Annotated in this window: 8 protein-coding genes; 2 read left to right on the top strand and 6 right to left on the bottom strand. The window is 39.8% G+C overall.

What is annotated here, in order from left to right; genetic code table 11:
- The first annotated feature begins 35 nt into the window (after positions 1 to 35).
- Both ACYRYG_RS04285 and ACYRYG_RS04280 read left to right on the top strand, forming a co-directional pair.
- A complete protein-coding gene (locus ACYRYG_RS04285) occupies positions 36 to 422 on the top strand; it encodes an MmcQ/YjbR family DNA-binding protein (RefSeq protein WP_460197735.1) in 387 nt (128 codons plus the stop codon).
- 75 nt (positions 423 to 497) lie between these two features.
- On the top strand, positions 498 to 743 hold the full coding sequence (locus ACYRYG_RS04280) for a hypothetical protein (RefSeq protein WP_460197733.1): 246 nt from the start codon (positions 498 to 500) through the stop codon (positions 741 to 743).
- 148 nt (positions 744 to 891) lie between these two features.
- Here ACYRYG_RS04280 and ACYRYG_RS04275 read toward each other — a convergent pair whose 3' ends face one another.
- The 6 genes from ACYRYG_RS04275 to ACYRYG_RS04250 all read right to left on the bottom strand — a co-directional run bounded on the left by ACYRYG_RS04275 (position 892) and on the right by ACYRYG_RS04250 (position 17,296).
- A complete protein-coding gene (locus ACYRYG_RS04275; RefSeq protein ID WP_460197732.1) occupies positions 892 to 7,254 on the bottom strand; it encodes a DEAD/DEAH box helicase in 6,363 nt (2,120 codons plus the stop codon).
- 2 nt (positions 7,255 to 7,256) lie between these two features.
- The gene (locus tag ACYRYG_RS04270) at positions 7,257 to 10,967 is read right to left on the bottom strand and encodes a hypothetical protein (RefSeq protein WP_460197731.1); all 3,711 of its coding nucleotides are present in this window, start codon (positions 10,965 to 10,967) and stop codon (positions 7,257 to 7,259) included.
- On the bottom strand, positions 10,957 to 12,234 hold the full coding sequence (locus ACYRYG_RS04265) for a hypothetical protein (RefSeq protein ID WP_460197730.1): 1,278 nt from the start codon (positions 12,232 to 12,234) through the stop codon (positions 10,957 to 10,959). The genes ACYRYG_RS04270 and ACYRYG_RS04265 overlap by 11 nt, the downstream gene beginning before the upstream one ends.
- A 39-nt stretch (positions 12,235 to 12,273) precedes the next feature.
- Entirely contained in the window at positions 12,274 to 12,498 is a 225-nt protein-coding gene (locus ACYRYG_RS04260) for a hypothetical protein (RefSeq protein WP_460197729.1), read from the bottom strand.
- A gap of 212 nt (positions 12,499 to 12,710) precedes the next feature.
- Positions 12,711 to 16,112: an AAA family ATPase gene (locus tag ACYRYG_RS04255; RefSeq protein WP_460197727.1), complete on the bottom strand. Its 3,402-nt coding sequence runs from the start codon at positions 16,110 to 16,112 to the stop codon at positions 12,711 to 12,713.
- Between the two features lie 17 nt (positions 16,113 to 16,129).
- Positions 16,130 to 17,296 carry a metallophosphoesterase family protein gene (locus ACYRYG_RS04250; protein ID WP_460197726.1) on the bottom strand — a complete coding sequence of 389 codons (1,167 nt, stop codon included), beginning with the start codon at positions 17,294 to 17,296 and terminating at the stop codon, positions 16,130 to 16,132.
- Between the last annotated feature and the right edge of the window lie 160 nt (positions 17,297 to 17,456).

Here is a 17,456-nt window from a genome sequence, read left to right as displayed (position 1 = left end):
ATGGTTCAATGGTTACTATAAAAATCTGATAAGCGATGAATATTGAAGAAGCAAGAGAAAACGCATTGAAGTTGCCTTGGGTAACGGAAGATATGCCTTTCGGACCGGATGTGCTGACATTCCGGGTAGGAGGGAAGATATTTATGGCTATAGGGCTAAATGCCGAAGAGCCTAAAATTACAGTCAAGTTGGAGCCTGATTTTGCAGAAGTGCTACGCGAGCACTATGATGGTGTTCGGCCTGCCTTCCATTGGAATAAGAAGCATTGGAGTGATATCTGTCTTGAGCAGGTTGATGACAAGCAAGTTAAGGACTGGATCCAGAGGGCATACAATCTTGTGTTCTCCAATTTGCCGAAGAAAGTCAGAGAGGAGTATGATAAGAAGAATAGTTCCATAGACACACATGGTTTATCTTGTTGAAGTTGAACTTTAAAATATAGATTTGGAACTTACAAGAAAAAAAAGCTATATTTGCACGATAAGAATATTCGATATATGAACAACTCAGATTTTTGGACATCCATGGATGCTATCATCAAAGGAGGTTTTACGCCCGAAGGTCTGGTAAAACTTGATCTTTATGCAGAACAGTTTGTCAGTAGGCAACTTATATATAAACGATTTTCACCGGAAGAACAGCATGGCTGCTCAGCGGGAGGTTCGGCGCATGTCATTGCATCCTTACTCGCGGGAGCAAAAGATTCAGCAAATTATGAGTCTGAAGGGATCTCCGGTTTCTAAAGAGAATGCCAACAAGGAGAGAAACAGGCTTCAAAAATAGAAAGTTTGGCTAAGAAAGTCGGCTTATGGATGGATGATGTGGAAAATTATTTGAGTAAATCTCTTGGTGATGAGATTCCTGCTTTTTGGCACTTTATCAATTCCTATCCTATTTTGTCAACTTTATGTCATACAAAATATCTTTCATTTTATGAATGGGTATCTGTTCTTCCACATCTGTATTATTTTCCCTGTAGAATTTGTTCTTCTTGCGAGCTTCTTCGATATTCAAGAACCATTCATTGATGATTCCACCATTAGGATATATCTCTAAGGTTTCTTCGCCACAATTAATCTTCAACACACGCCAATGTGGCAAATCTTTTGGGAAATGAGTTTCCACATCTGCAGTAGCAGTGAATTCATTATCTTGAATCCACTTGTTGCAAAGTTTTTCAAGAATTTTATCTCGGACTCCATATTCATTATAATTGGAACAAATTCCACTCTTAATGCCATTTTCAAAGTACTGCTCTACTATAAACTTCAAAGAAAAAGCACGATTAACAGGAGCAATAATGGACTTTATGAATTGTAATGTCACGACCATGGCTAAATATGACTTCAAGTGCTCATCCTGATAAGAAACATTGAGTTTCTTATCAGGATATGCTTTGCAATGTTCATAAAATTGAGATACTATTGCTTTTGCATCATCAGAATATTTGAATAGCATATCAGCAAGTTCATTACTCAGAATGGCTTGGCTTCCAGGTATCGTGAGCATCGTCATGGTTTTTGATACAGGAGGATATATGTCAATTGGCTCTGTAGTTATTTTCGGATTGGAGTCTGTAATACAGTATAGCGAATCTGAAACCCACTTCCCGTTCATAGATATTGCCTCAATCTTGTCAGTCACATAAACATGACCATTCACGATAGCCACAGGATACAAACCATCTCCTAATTGAACAGAACCCTTTTCTATGCTTTCCGCCCAATCCTTTATTGACTGTAAAGTGTGGTAAATTGGCAAGGGTATATTTTTACAAGATCCTACTATGATGAACTTGGCTCCACTGTTCCTAATTTCCAATATACGGTTCTTGAAAGTATTGGTTTCAGCTTCATCATAATTCCAAGAAGAGAAATTATCATTGACAAACAACATCCTTTGTGTAGACATTCGGCAGTCTGATATAATATCCTCAATAGTGGCCTTGACAGCATTGGGATATAGCCGTCGCACTGTTGAGGAAAATGCATTTCGGCATTCTACCTCTGATTTTAACCATTTCTTCGCCCCATCTATATCTAAATTGTCGATAAATTTCAACGTGAACTTGTCAAGTAGTTCATCCTTGCTTTTAGCACTATTAAGCCTGTCAAGAGACATATCTATAATGTGTTCCAATTCAGGGATACTTGCCAACTTATTGGAGTAACCTGATCCTCCAGGATTGGAGTCATATATGCAGAGGTGGCAATTGGGGGTAATCAAGAAATCAATATCACTTGATTCTTTTCCGAGATAGTCGGCCAAAGAACTGCAGAACAAAATTCCTAAAGTGACAAGTATATCTTTATCTGAGACATCATTATCATACCAGGGTGAGTTCAAACTGTCCTTAATTTTTATTTCACTATAGTCTGTTTGCAGGAATCCGCCCAATAACACATTGCGTTGAATTAACTGATGTTGATGTTCCACAGCAGACAAACTAACACAGTAACGATGGCGAAAATCTTTGATGCTTGTATGCGTTGGAATGTTATTTGAACACACCTTGTCTTTCATACCCTCAGGCAAATCAGTAATCGGACCAGGTACGTTCTTATGCCATCTGTTTTCCAACACGGTCTTTCCACATCTTGTGCAAACAGCATACCCAAATCCTATTCCTGCATTATAGAACAAGATTTGCGAACCGCCACTATCCCGATTATTTCTAACTTGGAAAAGATGGGTATTGGCCATGTCCTCCACCCAATCGTTTGTGCCTATCAATTGAGCATCAACCGCTGTATATCTTGGTCGGATTACATCTCGTGTATCATTCTCGTTAACGTCTGGCAAAAATGCATAAGGCTCTATCAATGTTAGTGTTTTGATAGCACCTTTAGGGTTCTTAAATTGATCTTTCGTTCCAAGAATAACATTGTCTCCATCAGAACTTATCTTCTTGAAGTGATAATTTTCTTTAGACCATCCAGTATATGATATCCCTCTCACAGTTCTTACTCGGTTACTTAATACGATAGGATTTCCTGGGGCATACTGGGACAAGGCTTCGTGTAGAGGATAAGATGGGTTAGAAACGCCTGTGTTGCCCCACCGCTTCAAGTTCTTCATATTAATGTCAAACTCGATAATATTAACCGGCATATTTGCATTTGGTGTTACTCTATGTGTGGCAAGATGATTTAGCAAATTAGAACTTAGAATCTCAGTGAATTTGTGGAGCATACTGGCGGCTGCACTTGCATGTATAGATTTTCTGCCTTTTATGTTATTCAAAATATTCGCTGACGTCGGGGATATTCCCTTTTTAATTAATTGCTCTTTAATTTTATTTTGACGATATTCAAAAGCGGTGCCAACTTCTTGTGCCTTTTCTGCTAATTCTTCATAGCAGCGATTGATGTCGCGCTTAGCATTGTTGCAAACAAGAGAAGAATTTCCATCAAAGCAAGTGTCAAACAACAGTTGCTTCAGATGATCTTCCGTAATTGACGTAATACCTCCATCAAGGAAATTCACATAGGCCATATACTGTGTGTCGCTCTTCGCTCCCAATGGTGTCTTTTCGTTGGGTAAAACATCCTCACCTGTTGCATTGTCTTTAACGATGGTATAATCAGTCTCTTGAGTTATCGGATTGACGCCAAAGGTGAAGTTCGTAAAGAAACTGATGATTTGCTGGTCGAGATTGTTGCCATGACTGTTGTTCAAAACTCCTGATTCTCTGAGCAATAAGGCGTTGACGTGTCTTTGGACTACTTGAGGACTGTCTAAATCTACAAAGGGGATAGCTGTGGGGCGGTGGATGACTTGCTCCAAAGGATTATAAAGTGTACGATAGCCAATAGCGTCTGACCCGCATAATGTAAGACAGACACTTCGGTTTTGTCCTGCACGACCTGCACGACCTGCACGTTGTTTATAATTAGCTGGATGAGGAGGGATCGAACACATCATAACAGCTTCCAATGAACCCAAGTCTATTCCCATTTCCATAGTCGTTGAACAGGCAAGAACATTGATGGATTTTTTATCTCTGAAAAGTTCCTGGCTTTGTCTTGCTATGATTTTATCAACTTGGGCTGTATGTTCAGCCTGAATAAATATGTCAGGGTATTTGAAGATTTGACTCAGTCGATTCGTATAATGCCCAGCCTTTCCCCATAGACCTGACTTACACAATATGTTGCGGTTACTTTCGGCCCATTCTATTATTTCGTCATCTTCAACTACTGAGCCATCCTCTTTTCTCCCATAGGGATATGGGAAAAGGTTCCATTCTTCTATCGCTGACATGGGAATACAAGAGCGTCCCTTCTCATAGCTGGGCGAAAAGCCCTTGAACAACGTTTCTTCTGGACGCAAAACTGCATATTTCTCCTTTCTACGGACGTCACACAGGCAAGCATGATCGTATAGCTTGAAGCCAAGTTTCATTAGGTTAAGTCGGCCTAAATCATCACTGACCTCATCATCATCTTGCCAACTACGATCATTCTCATCCCAACGCTTGCTGCGCTCAATCAGCCTGAGATGATCTTTCAGCTCATACCATAGTGCATCAGATATTTTGTTAATTATATCTTGGTTCTTTTTTAAAGATAGGAGGATTTCTTCATCTGTTGGTTCATCTTTTTCAGTGCATAGAGCGGCCAACAATCTTTTGACGGTGTTGGGTCTCTTTGCACTTGGTTTCCAGGCAGGTCGACGAATAGATTTACGGGTCTCAAAACGTTGGCAACTCCAAATGTCGGCCTCATTCTCTGTATCCTGCAAGAAGTAAGACTCGTTTGACCTTACTGAATGATCCATGAAAATCTTCAGAAGGTCTTTCCAGTCTTTGCTTTTGATTTTCTTTTCGGGACGTCTTATTTTACTATTTAATTCTTTTACAGCATCAGGAAGTTGGTTGTCATCATCTGCCAGTCCATCAAGAACTGGATAGTAAGAAGTGAATAGCCCTAAATTTTCGCCAAGATTTCCACGTAGGGGTCTTCTGGCCAGTTGTTCAACCATTGCGGAATAGATATATTTGACTTTTGTCTTTCTTGATACCTTATCAATGTTTTCTGAGTCAAGTTCCTCACTCCCCTCAGATCGGTTTGAAAATTGGAAACAGAACAAATCGCTCATGGGGTCTTTGTCAAGCAGATTAAAAATCTCTTTCCATGTAAGATATTCTTTATGGACGTTCCCCATGGATTCTGAAACTTGTCGTAACTTATTCCCAAGTTCATCTACATCATCCATCAGATCAAAAGCTGCGGCACTTTTTTCAGCTCTTGCCTTTTTTGCCGCTTCTTCCTTTTCTTGAAGTTGCTTCTTTAGTTTATCAATAAGTTGTGAAGATTCCTTTGATTTTTCTCTTTCTTTACCTATGCGAGTAAGTTCATGGAAAATTTTACTTTCTATCCATAGACGCTCTTGTTCGACATTCTGAGACAGGGTTGACTTGGCAGCAGATTGTCGGCTATCAACAAAGCTGATAAACTGCTGTCCATGATGCGGAGCATCAGGAAATTCACTATCATTTGACTGAAGCAAATTCAGTAGTACAGGCGTTATCAGTCTACTGACAAAATCTGTTGACAGAGAAAATTGAGTAGTCTTTTCAGCCTCCAGTTCTGAAGCTGATTCACCATCATCGTCCTCTTCTTCGTCGGATACACGGTACAATGAAGTGCCGCAATAAGGGCAATTCTTATTTATATTGCAAACCACATTACTGTCATTTTCTTTATAATCTGTTTCCTCATAGGTATTTCCATCAATCTTCACTGGAACATTTCCCTCCACTTCGTTATGTTGACGTAATAATCCAAACACTAAATTACTTCTATGCTCCGGTTTTTCATCATCAAACAAATCCACATGCTCACTTGTGATAGCCTTATAGGTACCCCCCTCTCTGTTATCTTCTTGTCCTATGACCATATAGTTTCCACAACAATTACAGCGGACTAGCCGTAGATATGGTATTTTGGTGTTTGAAACATCTATTGGTGTGTTGGTATGGATGTGAAATACTGCATTTTTATGGTCAAAATCATCAAGTCTAACAAGCAGTCCATGGTTGGGGACATGATAAAAGAAATGGACCTTTACTTGCAGCCCCTTTCTGTTTTCATCGTCTTCACATAATCCATCCAATTTTTCCAACCTTTCTTCTATAGAAAGTCCTTCTCCTAAAATCAGATGATCCAACCTGACATAGCCTTCCTCATGAAGTTTTATACGGTATCTTGCAGCCTTATCAGAATCTCCATCCACCGTATTGATAACCCGATTCCCTTTGATGATTTCAATCTGCTCTGCACTTTGTCCGCTGATTCCACAAATAAACTTTTTAAGTTTTAAATTTTCATCGCTGCTGTTACTATTGCCAATTGTGGCAGAAGATGTTGCAAAACGAACGGAGTCTGCTTTCTTGTTAAATGCCATTAAGACACGCCGCATCAGAAGTGCCAATTCCGCAGCTCCTGCTCCCGTATAGCTATGGGTCTCATCAATTACGATCCAACTCAAATCTGAATTTTCAAAAAGGACTTTATCCTTATTACGCAATAGCATATACTCCAGCATGGTCGGATTAGTCAATAATATATCTGGCTTTCTGTTCCGCATTTCTTTTCTCGTTGCCAGAATATTTGGGAATTTTTCTTTTTCCTGTTTAATTCTTAGTCTGTTCAACTTGGCTTCCTGACTATAATCGGCAAGAGATGGAACATCTTCAATAAGATTGCCATTATAAACAGCAAAATGAAGGGAAGTACCCTTCAGGAGTTCTTGAAGCCTTAACTTCTGGTCTTCCATCAAAGCGTTTAATGGATAGATAAAAATAGCTTTTACGCCATTGGATGGATCAGTTTCCCACTTGTCTAACAAATCTGCAACCAAAGGAACCATAAAACACTCTGTTTTACCGGAACCTGTTCCAGTCGTAACAACTATTGACTTTACCTTATCGCCCACAAAACCCTTTCTTAAAACCTTCCAACTGTCATATTGATGCTTATAAGGTAAATAGAATTTTTTCCATAACCCGTTGACAAGCCGTAAAGCATTTTCCTTTTCTTCAGGTTTAATAGTTTCATAAGGATCCATACATTCCACAAGAGGCATGGTATTATCCGGTGCGAAAATATTACTGGCAATAGTTCTTAATTGCTGCGCATAAAGTTCTTGTTGTAGAGTTTGCGGATTTCCACCCCACATGGCTGAAATTGTTTTTGCAAATTCATGCTTGCAGTTGCGATAAAGTTCTGCGAATTTAAGTCTTTGCTTCATAATTAATATGCATTATAGGTGTACAGATTCTTGATAAGAAACTGTTCTATCTGGATAAATGAATCTTTGTCACTGTATAATTTTCTCAGGAAGGAAATTATGTATTGCACATTTCTAACCTCCTCCCCTTGCCGCTTTGCATTTTCAAGGTTTGTAAAGCCGATAATTCCAATTTTTGTTCTCCTAATTGGTTTCGGGCGCATAAAACAGACAGCCTTTTCCGGAAGGTCATCCTTGTGATCGTTCCAAATCTTATTGCCAGCTTCATCATATCCATACCAACGACTATTGTTAAATGCTGGGAATCGATAACCTTTATCATTCTGATGTCCCCAATAGGCATTTACTATGTTTATTAAAGAATTGTGGTTTTCACTTGATTCACGTATGTCGCACATCAAGAAGAGCCTCTCTGCGCTTTTCCGCAGGTATTCTTTTATCAGAGTTTGATGTTCAGAATCTCCCTTATAGAAACTTTCTGTTAACATCTTAGAAATAAATGGTTTGTTCTTATGAGCGTTAATGGTTATTGGAATATACCTGTTATCAACGAAACGTTTTGGCATCTCCTTCCAGGTCTTCCTGTTTAGGAATATCCATGAAAAATACATTTCATGAGAAAATCTGATAAGAGTTCTCAGTCTCTCATCAATTGATTGACCTCCGACGAAAATGTTACGAGAAGCCATTCTTGCCATCTCATTGCCATTCAATTTGGTTAGAAAAGAATTCATAATCTCATGGAATTTGTCTTCAGCAGAGTTGTCTGTATCAATTGGGAACATATAACGAACAGCCAAGTCTACAAGTTCACTATCCGTACCTTTAAGATAAGAATATATCGGAGCAAAAATGCGGAATGGTGTTTTGTAATAGGCAGCTATTATAAAGCACTGTTCTCTGATTTTTTCTTGTTGTCTTGCATCGCCCCAAGAGCTGTGAATGATAGGTGCATAATATTGTTTTGGGCATACATTATCCATCAAACTTTGGAAAATCATTCCATGCCGAGTTTCAACATCAGACAGTTGCAACTGTATAAATCCATTAAAGTCGGTGAGCTGGATTTCTTTTGGCCCATCTTCTTTCTTCATGGACCAATAGTAAAAATGGTAATCTTTTATATTTGATGAAGATGCAAATATTATGTTGTTCTGTCCCGCATTTAGCTCTTTTGTATATGAGAAACTGATAGGTCCTACATCCTCAAAAGTTTCTTCAGGACTTTCGTCGTCATCAAATGCAAAGTCTAAATAATTGAATGTACTATTTTTTAAATTTTGTCGGACTACACCGCTGTTACTTACTGAGCGTAACGAGAAATGATTCTTTAGTAAAAAAGGAACAGTGATCCAGTGGGATGAATCTATATCACCATATTGAAAGAATTCTCTATCTCTATATAATTCGACCACCGTGAAGGCGCGGTAAACTGGCAAGTCAATGTAATCTTCGTAAGCACCAATTTTGAATACGAATGTATCTATTTCCTTTCTATAATTCTTATCGTCCTTAAAGGTATGATCATCAATTAATTTCAGGCCTTTCGGTACCTCCAACAAAGGAATGGCTTTGTCAAACTCTATCAAGCATTTTTCACAATCTCGGATAAAGGATATTTTGGGAGAACAGAGAGAAAAAACAGTTGTTTGAGCGGTTAGAACACCATAGCTAGCTTTGATTTTAATCATCCCTATAGGATAATCCTCGTCTGTCCATTTGTGGTAGTATGTGTCTGTGCTTTTTTTATACTCCAAAATGACATCTTCCTTACTAATCTTGCAGGGTTTTTGATCTTTTTCATAAAGAGTAAAGGTCAAGTCATTTTTGCTCATAAGTACTGCTATCTTATCTTCAAAGTGCTCTTCTTCAGAGGAAAAATAATGATGTGTACATAAGTCGTTTTCCAGATAACTTATATCATTATGGTGAGGTAATACGTTGATTCCAATGTCATGATCCTTGCTGACCATGTACACATCTTCTTCATCCTCATCTTTGAAAGTAATGGAACCGTTGATTGGAATTAATTTGTAAGGATCACCACTTTCGGCAAAATATTTTCCCCCGTATTCATTTTCTTTGATATTTGCGACTTTTGTGTCATACGGAAGTAATGCGTAAGATTGACCATCAGATTTACAACTTGAAAGTACACTGTATTTGTCTGTCTCATAAAGTTGAAGGTAGGGATTTACATCAAAGGAGTAAATATCCTTAACTTTTCCATCAGCTTCGATATAAAGCGTAACTTTAAAGATCTTTCCTGATGGAAGATGATTAAAAGTAAAGTAATTGTGATTCAATCTCCCGACAAAGTATCCGTCATACGTATTGTGAAAGGTGATGAAATCGCTAATTTCAGCTGGAGGCATGTTGTTGAAGAGAGCATAGAGACGAAAAAATTGGGTCTTTGTCGTCACTCCCCACCTTGACATTCTGCCATAAGAAATGCTCTTATTTCTTTCACCATTATATTCAGGTGTAACATAAAGGCGCATCCGTCTTCGGAATATCTCTACATCTTGATTCCCGTCCACAATCCATTCAATACTGAATTTTTTCCGCATTGGATTCCATTCCTGCAAATTCGAGATGAATGTGCGGAACGGTTCTTCCTCTCTATCTTCATCAGCAAAAGGATAGTCATCACTCATAAGGGCATCAAAATACATATGAAGACTTCCCCATTGAGTACGTGTTGATTCCTGCAAAGTGTTATTATTGATAAACACATTGCTTTGAAGGACTTCATCGCTTTCCTTTTGTTTATATACAGTTTGTATTTCCTTGAACACCTTATTAAACTGTTTGTGAATCAAATAATTAATGGGAAGTCCTCCTAAAACGTAAAGGGAGTCCAAGTATCTATTGTTTTGTTGCCCATATAGAAAGTTATCAGGCAAACCGGAATTAGTCCATATAATTTTGGGGTTGCATGACAGATTCAGTTCTTTGACAGCATTGCTCCTGCCGTCATTTCCGTTATATTCGCGCTTATACCATTCCGCAATACATAATGCTATGGCTCGGCCAAAACGTTTTTCAAATCCACACTTGTTCTCAAAGGCACACGATTTTATTAACGATTTTAATTCGTTATACTGCTTGGAATTGATTTTATTGCGCCAGAAGTATTGATAGTCAAAACTTCTACAAGTAAGTTTGTTCCAGAATCTTTCAAGAAGTAATTCATTGTTTGTCTTTGCTATAGAAACTACAGTCCTTTTTTCTTCATCATTGGATGTTTGAATCGGCTCGGACGGTAAATTTTGTTCTTTCTTATGTTTATTTTCACTATCATCAAGCTTAGGAACTCCCCATGAAGATAAAAGCACAACTGACCAATCCTCATCTAAAACTATTCCGGCTTCCTTATTAATGTCCTTTATAGCTATGAAGTACTTAGATAATCTTTTGAGGTCTTCATAGGAGTAACTGTCTTTTATTCTTCCATAAAGATAGCCACTTAGCACTTTTGATGAATAGGTATCAAGACTACCTTTGGATTGGACTTTCCATTGTTGTATTTGTGATGCTAGTTCATATAGCACAGGAAAGTCATTCTTATTATTGACAATAAAGTCCACCTGATGGTAAATCATAACAGCTGTGTCTTCCAACATTTGAAACATATCGCTCCAAAGATGGCAGGCGAGTTGATGCTCAAGGACTACCAGTATATCGAGTTCTGATTTATAATTATTCTCCATCGTTCAGTTGATTATGTTTATCGCGCAGATCAAGCAAATGCTTCAACTGTTCAATATGAGATTGCTTTTCAATAAGGGTCTGCTGCAATGATGCTATGTTTTCTTCTTTCTTATCGATGTAGTTCGAGCAGCGTGAATGATCTTCCTCTTTGGAACTTAAATCTTTCTTTAGTTTTTCGTTCTTGCCTTCAAGTAAAGATTTGTCATGTTGGAGATTTTCAAGTTCCGTCCTTAATAATGTAATATTATTCTTGTTTCCGGAAATTACAGCGTCAGATTTATCCAATTTGGCTTGAATCAATTTAATTTTTTCCTCCTTAGATTTCAATTGACTCCGTAGAGATTCTGTGTCTTGGATGGATTTCCCCAGTCTCTGCCTTGTAACATCCAACTCATTATTAATGTTATCTTTCTCAGTATTCAACTTGTCCTTCTCCTGTGTCAAATCAGATGTAGACAATTCTAGAGCTTTTATCCTTGAAAGTTGCTCTTCATACTTGGATGTCATATCATCATTCGAGATCGTCAATTCTTTTATTCTGGAATCAAAACCTTCGCATTTAGAATTTAGATCAGCTATTTGAACATCTTTGGCATTGCAGTCTTCATGTGTAACGTCTAATTGATTTTTAATGCTTTCAATCTCCTTTTGTAGGTTGGTAATAATTCCTTTTGAGTACTCTAAATCTTCGGCAGATTGATCAAGCAGTCTTTTCTGAGCGTGAATTTGGTTTTCTTGCTCATCTATAGTTTTCTTCTTTGCCAAAAGTTCTTGAACTGTAGATGTCATTCTCTGGTTATATTCATTTTTCAGACGCTTCTTATCGTTCTTTTCATTATCCAATTCCGACTCAAGGCGATCAATGTTGTTCTTGTGATTGGTTACTTGATGCTGTAACTCTTCCTTTTCTAACTCTAATTTGGAAATGTTTTCCTTCTTGTTAGTTATTTCTTGTCTAAGTTGGTTTTCTTCTGAATGACTCTGGCCCAGGGATTCTTGCGACCTCGCAATTTCTTGTTTGTAGTTTGATATCTCACTATCTTTTTCAGACAAACCATTCTTCAGACTTGCCAGTTGTTTGTTCGCCACGGAAAGTTCGGCAGTGAATTCTTCGTTCTGCGTAGAAAGGTTTTCTTCGCCTTCTTTATGTTTGTGAAGATCTTCTTTCAAATCAGATACCTGTCTTTCAAGTTGGTCAACTTTTTCTGATATGCCATCAACGTCCGTTTTGTCAAACGTCTTTAAAATCCATTTGCCTAAACTCATAGATTACCTTGCTTTAGTTATTATTTCATTTCTGTTTGGTCAAAACAAAGCATAATCTGTTCTCTTTGAATCATTTGGGTTATCCTTATGTAATTCTTGATAAAAAACATCTCCTAATTTTTCCCCATCTGAAAATTTTTTTAATGTTTCATGTATAGGTATTGCATTTTTACTGAAACCAGCGCCAACCATCAGACTTGCATGACTGCTCCATAAGCGCTCTGCAATTTCATTTGAATATAAAGAAGAATCATTGTTTTCCATAATTTTAATAAGTTGCATTTTTATAATGACAAATATATTAAAAGTTCAGTAAAAAAGGAAATAAAACTAAGCTTTATTTTTAAATAAACAGGCTATTCCATGGCTTTTTTTAGACTTTGACAGCCTATTTATCAATGTTTACCTTTGTTCGGATAGTATTACAAGTGTTGACTACAGGTTGTGCCATAACCGGTAAGTTGAGTTATTTTTATTTATTCTTCCGGAATGATCTTGATGGTACTGCTTGAATGGTTGCCTTCCTGGTTGACTTGTATCTGAACAGGAATCCGTTCACGGAGTTCGTCTACATGGCTGATAATACCTACATGCTTCCCGGCTTTGTTATGCAGTGACCGCAGGGTGTCAATGGCTTTCTGCAGTGGCTCGCCACTCAATGTTCCGAATCCTTCATCGATAAAAAGTGTATCTACTGACAACTCCTGGCCGATGTCGCTCAGTGCAAGTGCCAACGACAGGGATACCAGAAAACTCTCGCCACCGGAAATCGTGCTGGCAGGACGACTTACATAACCTTGATAGGCATCTTCCAGTGATATGACAAAGGTGCCTGGTGTGGACTTCAGTATATAGCGGTCACTGAGTGTCTTCATGTAGTTGTTGGCTGAATGTATCAAACTGCCGAGGATATAGCTTTGTGCAATCTTACGGAACTTGTTGCCTGTTGCATCGCCAATCAACTGGTTCATTCGTGACCATTTCAGATAGATGGCTTTTTGAGCATCAGCTTCTTCATTCAATTTTCCGACATTCTTCCTGTTCATTTGATCATCGGCGAGTTGTTGGTTGACGGCTCCTTTCTGTTCACCCAGGCTGGCTATATGATGGTCCTGTTCACTGATCAATGTATTCAGTGAGTCTGCTGTCTCTTCATCTGCAAGTTCCGGTTTTTGCTTCTGGTGCGATTGATAAAGTTGCTGTTGATTCTTCAGAAGCGTTTCTTTTGTGAGTGCCTCGTTCTTCTGTCTGGTTTGTTCCTCCTGGATAACTTGAATATCAGATTGTGTTCTCGTTTCCAGTTGATCGAGTTTGTCAGCATCATAGCCTTCATGCTGGTGATAGTAGACGTCGAGTTTCAACTGGTTATCGTATGCTGCCTTTTCAGCTTCTCTCTTTGAGTTTAATGCCGACTTGACATTCGTCTGCAATTCGTTGATGTCATGGAGGAGGTGAGTGCTTTCAACGGCTTCCTCAGTTGACAGGTCTTTCCACTTTGGCATTAATTGGAGAAGGGCATTCTGAGAATCATTGATATTGCTGATATCAGTAGACAAGGTATTCAATTCCTGTGTAAGAGATTGCGACTGAGTCGTTTTGCCCTTGTATGCTGTCTCTGCGTCTTTCAGTTCCTTACAGAATTCCAACGGCATGGTTTCCCAGTCATTATTCCAGTTGCCTTTCATCAGGCCGGCGACCTGATCGTGAGCTTCTGTTATTTCTTTTGTCTTGGAGTCGATGAGTTGCCGGTACGTCTTTATCTGATTTTCGCAATTTGCAATAGTTTGATCAGCCTTTTGGAGATTCTCTTTTGCTTCATCCCATTTCTTCCGAAGGCCGTCAATGTATTTCCGTTTCTCTGAGATTTCTTTTTCTATCTTTTCAGCCGCCTGAATCTTCTCTTCAATTTTGTTCAGAGAAGAATTTGATTGTTCCTGTTTTTGGGCAAGGATGGCAAGGCTGTTCTCATCCATGCTCTCAATACCACAAAGTTTACAGGCTTCGGCAGCTCTTTCCTGATAAGACAGCAAAGTGGAGTCCGTATCCAATTTCTTGTTTTCAGTTGAATAGAGCGTTGTTTGTGAAGTGATAGATGCATTCAGTTTATCCCGCTGCTCTTTCAGTTGTTTGAGCTGCTCTTCCGCCTTCTGATACTCCTTTTCTGCTATGGCATACAGATCTGCCAGTGCATCTTCGTGAGGAATTTCTGATACGATTTTCTGACCGCATACCGGGCAGAAATCCCCTATGTGGAGTTTGCTGCGGATGCCTTGTGCCCATTTATTGACCGTATCTTTCTGTTGCTCAAAGCTCTTCTTGCGATCGTCGTAGTTTTTCTCGGCATCATGAATTTGTGGTTCCAGTGCTTCAACTTCCTTATGGGAGTCCAGAATACCCTTTTTGATTACCTCAAGAGCCTTTCGGGCTTTTTCCACTCTCTCCTGTTCCTGGTGAAGATTTCCAATACGTTCCTGAGCCGTCTTCAACTGACTTATAGATGAGGCTATTTCATCTTTCTGCTTCCGGAGTGTCGGCAACTGAGTTGCTTCCAGACAATTTACCAGTCGCTTGAGTGTTTTCTCCTGTGACTCCAAACCGGTCTTTGCAGCATTACATTGCTTCTCCGTCTCATCCTTTGTCCTCCTGAGTTCTCCCTTTAACCGTCCGTTTTCAATCCCAATCCCTTTTTGGAACTCCGTGATTTTCTGGTTCCCATCAATAACCGCTTTCAATCTTCCGATGATGGTCTGCGCCTGGTCGTAAACCGGCACTTTCTCTTCATCTGCTTTCAGACTCTCCTTGACCTGTTGCAGTTCCTGCTTTTTCTTGTCGTATTTCTGTTCTATGCCATTTTTACCTTTCAGAAAAAGGATGAAATCATCAGAGCAGGAATCCAATTTTTTCTGCTGCTGATCCTTCTGGGCGTTGGCAGAGGCAATCTGCTTTTTCCATCCACGAGCTTCTATCGTCTCATTCCACTGTTTGATCAGCAACTCCTTCTGTTTGAAGTCATCACCTTCAATGACAGCGTGATACTTCTGATATTCTTCTTGGGCTTCCTTTAATTTCTGGGTTAAGGAGGATTCTTCTATGATCCAGTCTCTTTTCTTCTCAGCCGTCTTCTTCGCCACTCTGTTCTGTTCCATCTGTTCAGAGAGCGCTTTCAATTTATCCTGAAGTTCTTTCAGTTCTTCATCTTTCATCAGATGGATATTTTGAATCTTTTCTACCGCCTTATCCCATGCATCCTTCTTCTCAGCGGTGATGTCATAGACTTTTTTGCCTATCTTGGAATAGATGTCCACGCCGGTAATCTTCTCAAGGATAGCGGCTTTCTCTTCATCCTTACTGTTCAGAAACCGGGTAAACTCACCCTGTGCCAGCATGGTTGTCCGGCAGAACTGGTTGAAGTCAAGACCTATGGCCCGTTGTATCTCAGTTTTAATCTCATTGTCCTTTGTCAATACCTGTTGTTTGTCGATATTGGTAAGCGTCCATGCTTTCTTTTGCAGATTCCCGTCCGGTTTCTTCCGGGCACGGGCTACCGACCATTCCGCTTCATAGTGAATACCATTGCTCCCTGTGAAGGTCAGTCGAGCAAAAGCCTCTCCGGTATTCCGGCGCATCAACTGCCGTGTATCATTGATCGTAATAGTTTTTTCGGCATCCTGTGTATCGCCCTGCATGAGCGTATTCTTCATCCTTGGCGTTTCGGCAAAAAGGGCCAGGCAGATAGCGTCCAGAATAGTCGATTTGCCGGCACCGGTCTTTCCTGTGATGAGAAAGACTTCGCTGTCTGACAGGGGAGAGGACTCAAAGTCGATCATTGCATCTTCGATAGATGCGATATTATGTATGGTAAGTTTCTGGAGTTTCATATTTTCTTTCAGTGATTTTAGATTTCACGGTCTTCTTGATGGATAAGGTCTACCGTTTCCTTGAACAGCGATTCCATTTCATCATCAAAGGGTATTCCCATATCATCTGCATATCTGTGAGCAATATCGAGCGGATTTTCTTCCTGAAATTCTTGTACAGTGAACGTTTTTGATGCTGCTAACTGCTGCTGTTTCCGTTGTACATTGATATGGCAGAACCGGCATTTCTTGCCCTGGACGAGTTCGTTGGCTTCGGCGTTGGCTTCCGCCGGCAGGACATCATCCACTTCTACATTCAGCCTGATATAGGCAGGGATGTCATCCGGAAAATCCTTAAGGAGCATTTTGGCCTCTTCCCATGTGGCAAAGCCTTTTGTCGGAAGAGTCGTCAGGGGATGTGGATTGTCTATGGGGATGGTCTTTACGTCAGGGGTATCACCGTGCTTTGGGATCTCGACGATACTTACCGTATGATCAAAGGCTTCATCGAAACTGATGGCCAGAGGGGTGCCACTATATCGGATACGGTGATCGCCACCGTGCACAAACTGAGCATGATGAATATGTCCCAGTGCCAGATAATCATATCCCTTTCCTAATTTGTCAATATCAAAACTGTCAATGCCGCCGACAGAAAATTCTGTTGCATTGTCATGTCCTGTGAAGTCACATCCTTTCACTGTCGTGTGGGCCATCATGATGATTGGAAGGTTATCACTGTCTTTTGCCGTCACCCAGTCAATCAACTCCTGGAAGAAACCTTCCGGAATGTTCCGCTCGTAGCCGTAGGGGATGGCAATGACATAACCTTTACCGGGAATCTCGACGATATGTGTCTCAGGGTGCTCCTTGTCAATGTTTCCGACCGTATAAACCTTCAAGGCGTGCCATGGCGTTCTGAAAATGTCATGTTTGCTGCCACTGTCATGATTGCCGGCAGTAACGACAATTACCATTTCCGGATACGCGTCATGGAGTTTGACCATAGCTTCTGAAAACAGCGTCTGTACGGCAGCAGAAGGTTGTGGCGTATGGTAGACATCTCCGCTGAGCAGGAAGACATCAGGCCTTTCCTGTTTTACGATGTCTGTCATCTGTCTGATCATCGCTGTCTGCTCTTCAGTGCGATCATAATTATACAGGTTATGCCCCAGATGCCAATCACTTGTATGTAGTATTTTCATGAACGTATATATATAATTCTTTACTTTTTATTTTCTCGTTGCTTACCACAGCCTGGTAAGCAGGTCTTCACAGCCTGGTAAGCTCCTTTCCAAGGCCTGGTAAGCAGGTCTCCACGGCTTGGTAAGCTCCTTTCCACGGCCTGGTAAGAAAATTCCGCTG

The sequence above is a fragment of the Segatella asaccharophila genome (assembly GCF_054687055.1).
Note: the sequence above shows the minus strand (reverse complement) of the source record. Positions and strands in the feature narration are given on the sequence as shown.

Bases quoted from the DNA above. Each gene is read 5' to 3' on its own strand.
- ACYRYG_RS04275 (WP_460197732.1), bottom strand. From the start codon at position 7,254: ATGAAGCAAAGACTTAAATTCGCAGAACTTTATCGCAACTGCAAGCAT.
- ACYRYG_RS04285 (WP_460197735.1), top strand. From the start codon at position 36: ATGAATATTGAAGAAGCAAGAGAAAACGCATTGAAGTTGCCTTGGGTA.
- ACYRYG_RS04265 (WP_460197730.1), bottom strand. From the start codon at position 12,234: ATGAGTTTAGGCAAATGGATTTTAAAGACGTTTGACAAAACGGACGTT.
- ACYRYG_RS04270 (WP_460197731.1), bottom strand. From the start codon at position 10,967: ATGGAGAATAATTATAAATCAGAACTCGATATACTGGTAGTCCTTGAG.
- ACYRYG_RS04255 (WP_460197727.1), bottom strand. From the start codon at position 16,112: ATGAAACTCCAGAAACTTACCATACATAATATCGCATCTATCGAAGAT.
- ACYRYG_RS04250 (WP_460197726.1), bottom strand. From the start codon at position 17,296: ATGAAAATACTACATACAAGTGATTGGCATCTGGGGCATAACCTGTAT.
- ACYRYG_RS04260 (WP_460197729.1), bottom strand. From the start codon at position 12,498: ATGGAAAACAATGATTCTTCTTTATATTCAAATGAAATTGCAGAGCGC.
- ACYRYG_RS04280 (WP_460197733.1), top strand. From the start codon at position 498: ATGAACAACTCAGATTTTTGGACATCCATGGATGCTATCATCAAAGGA.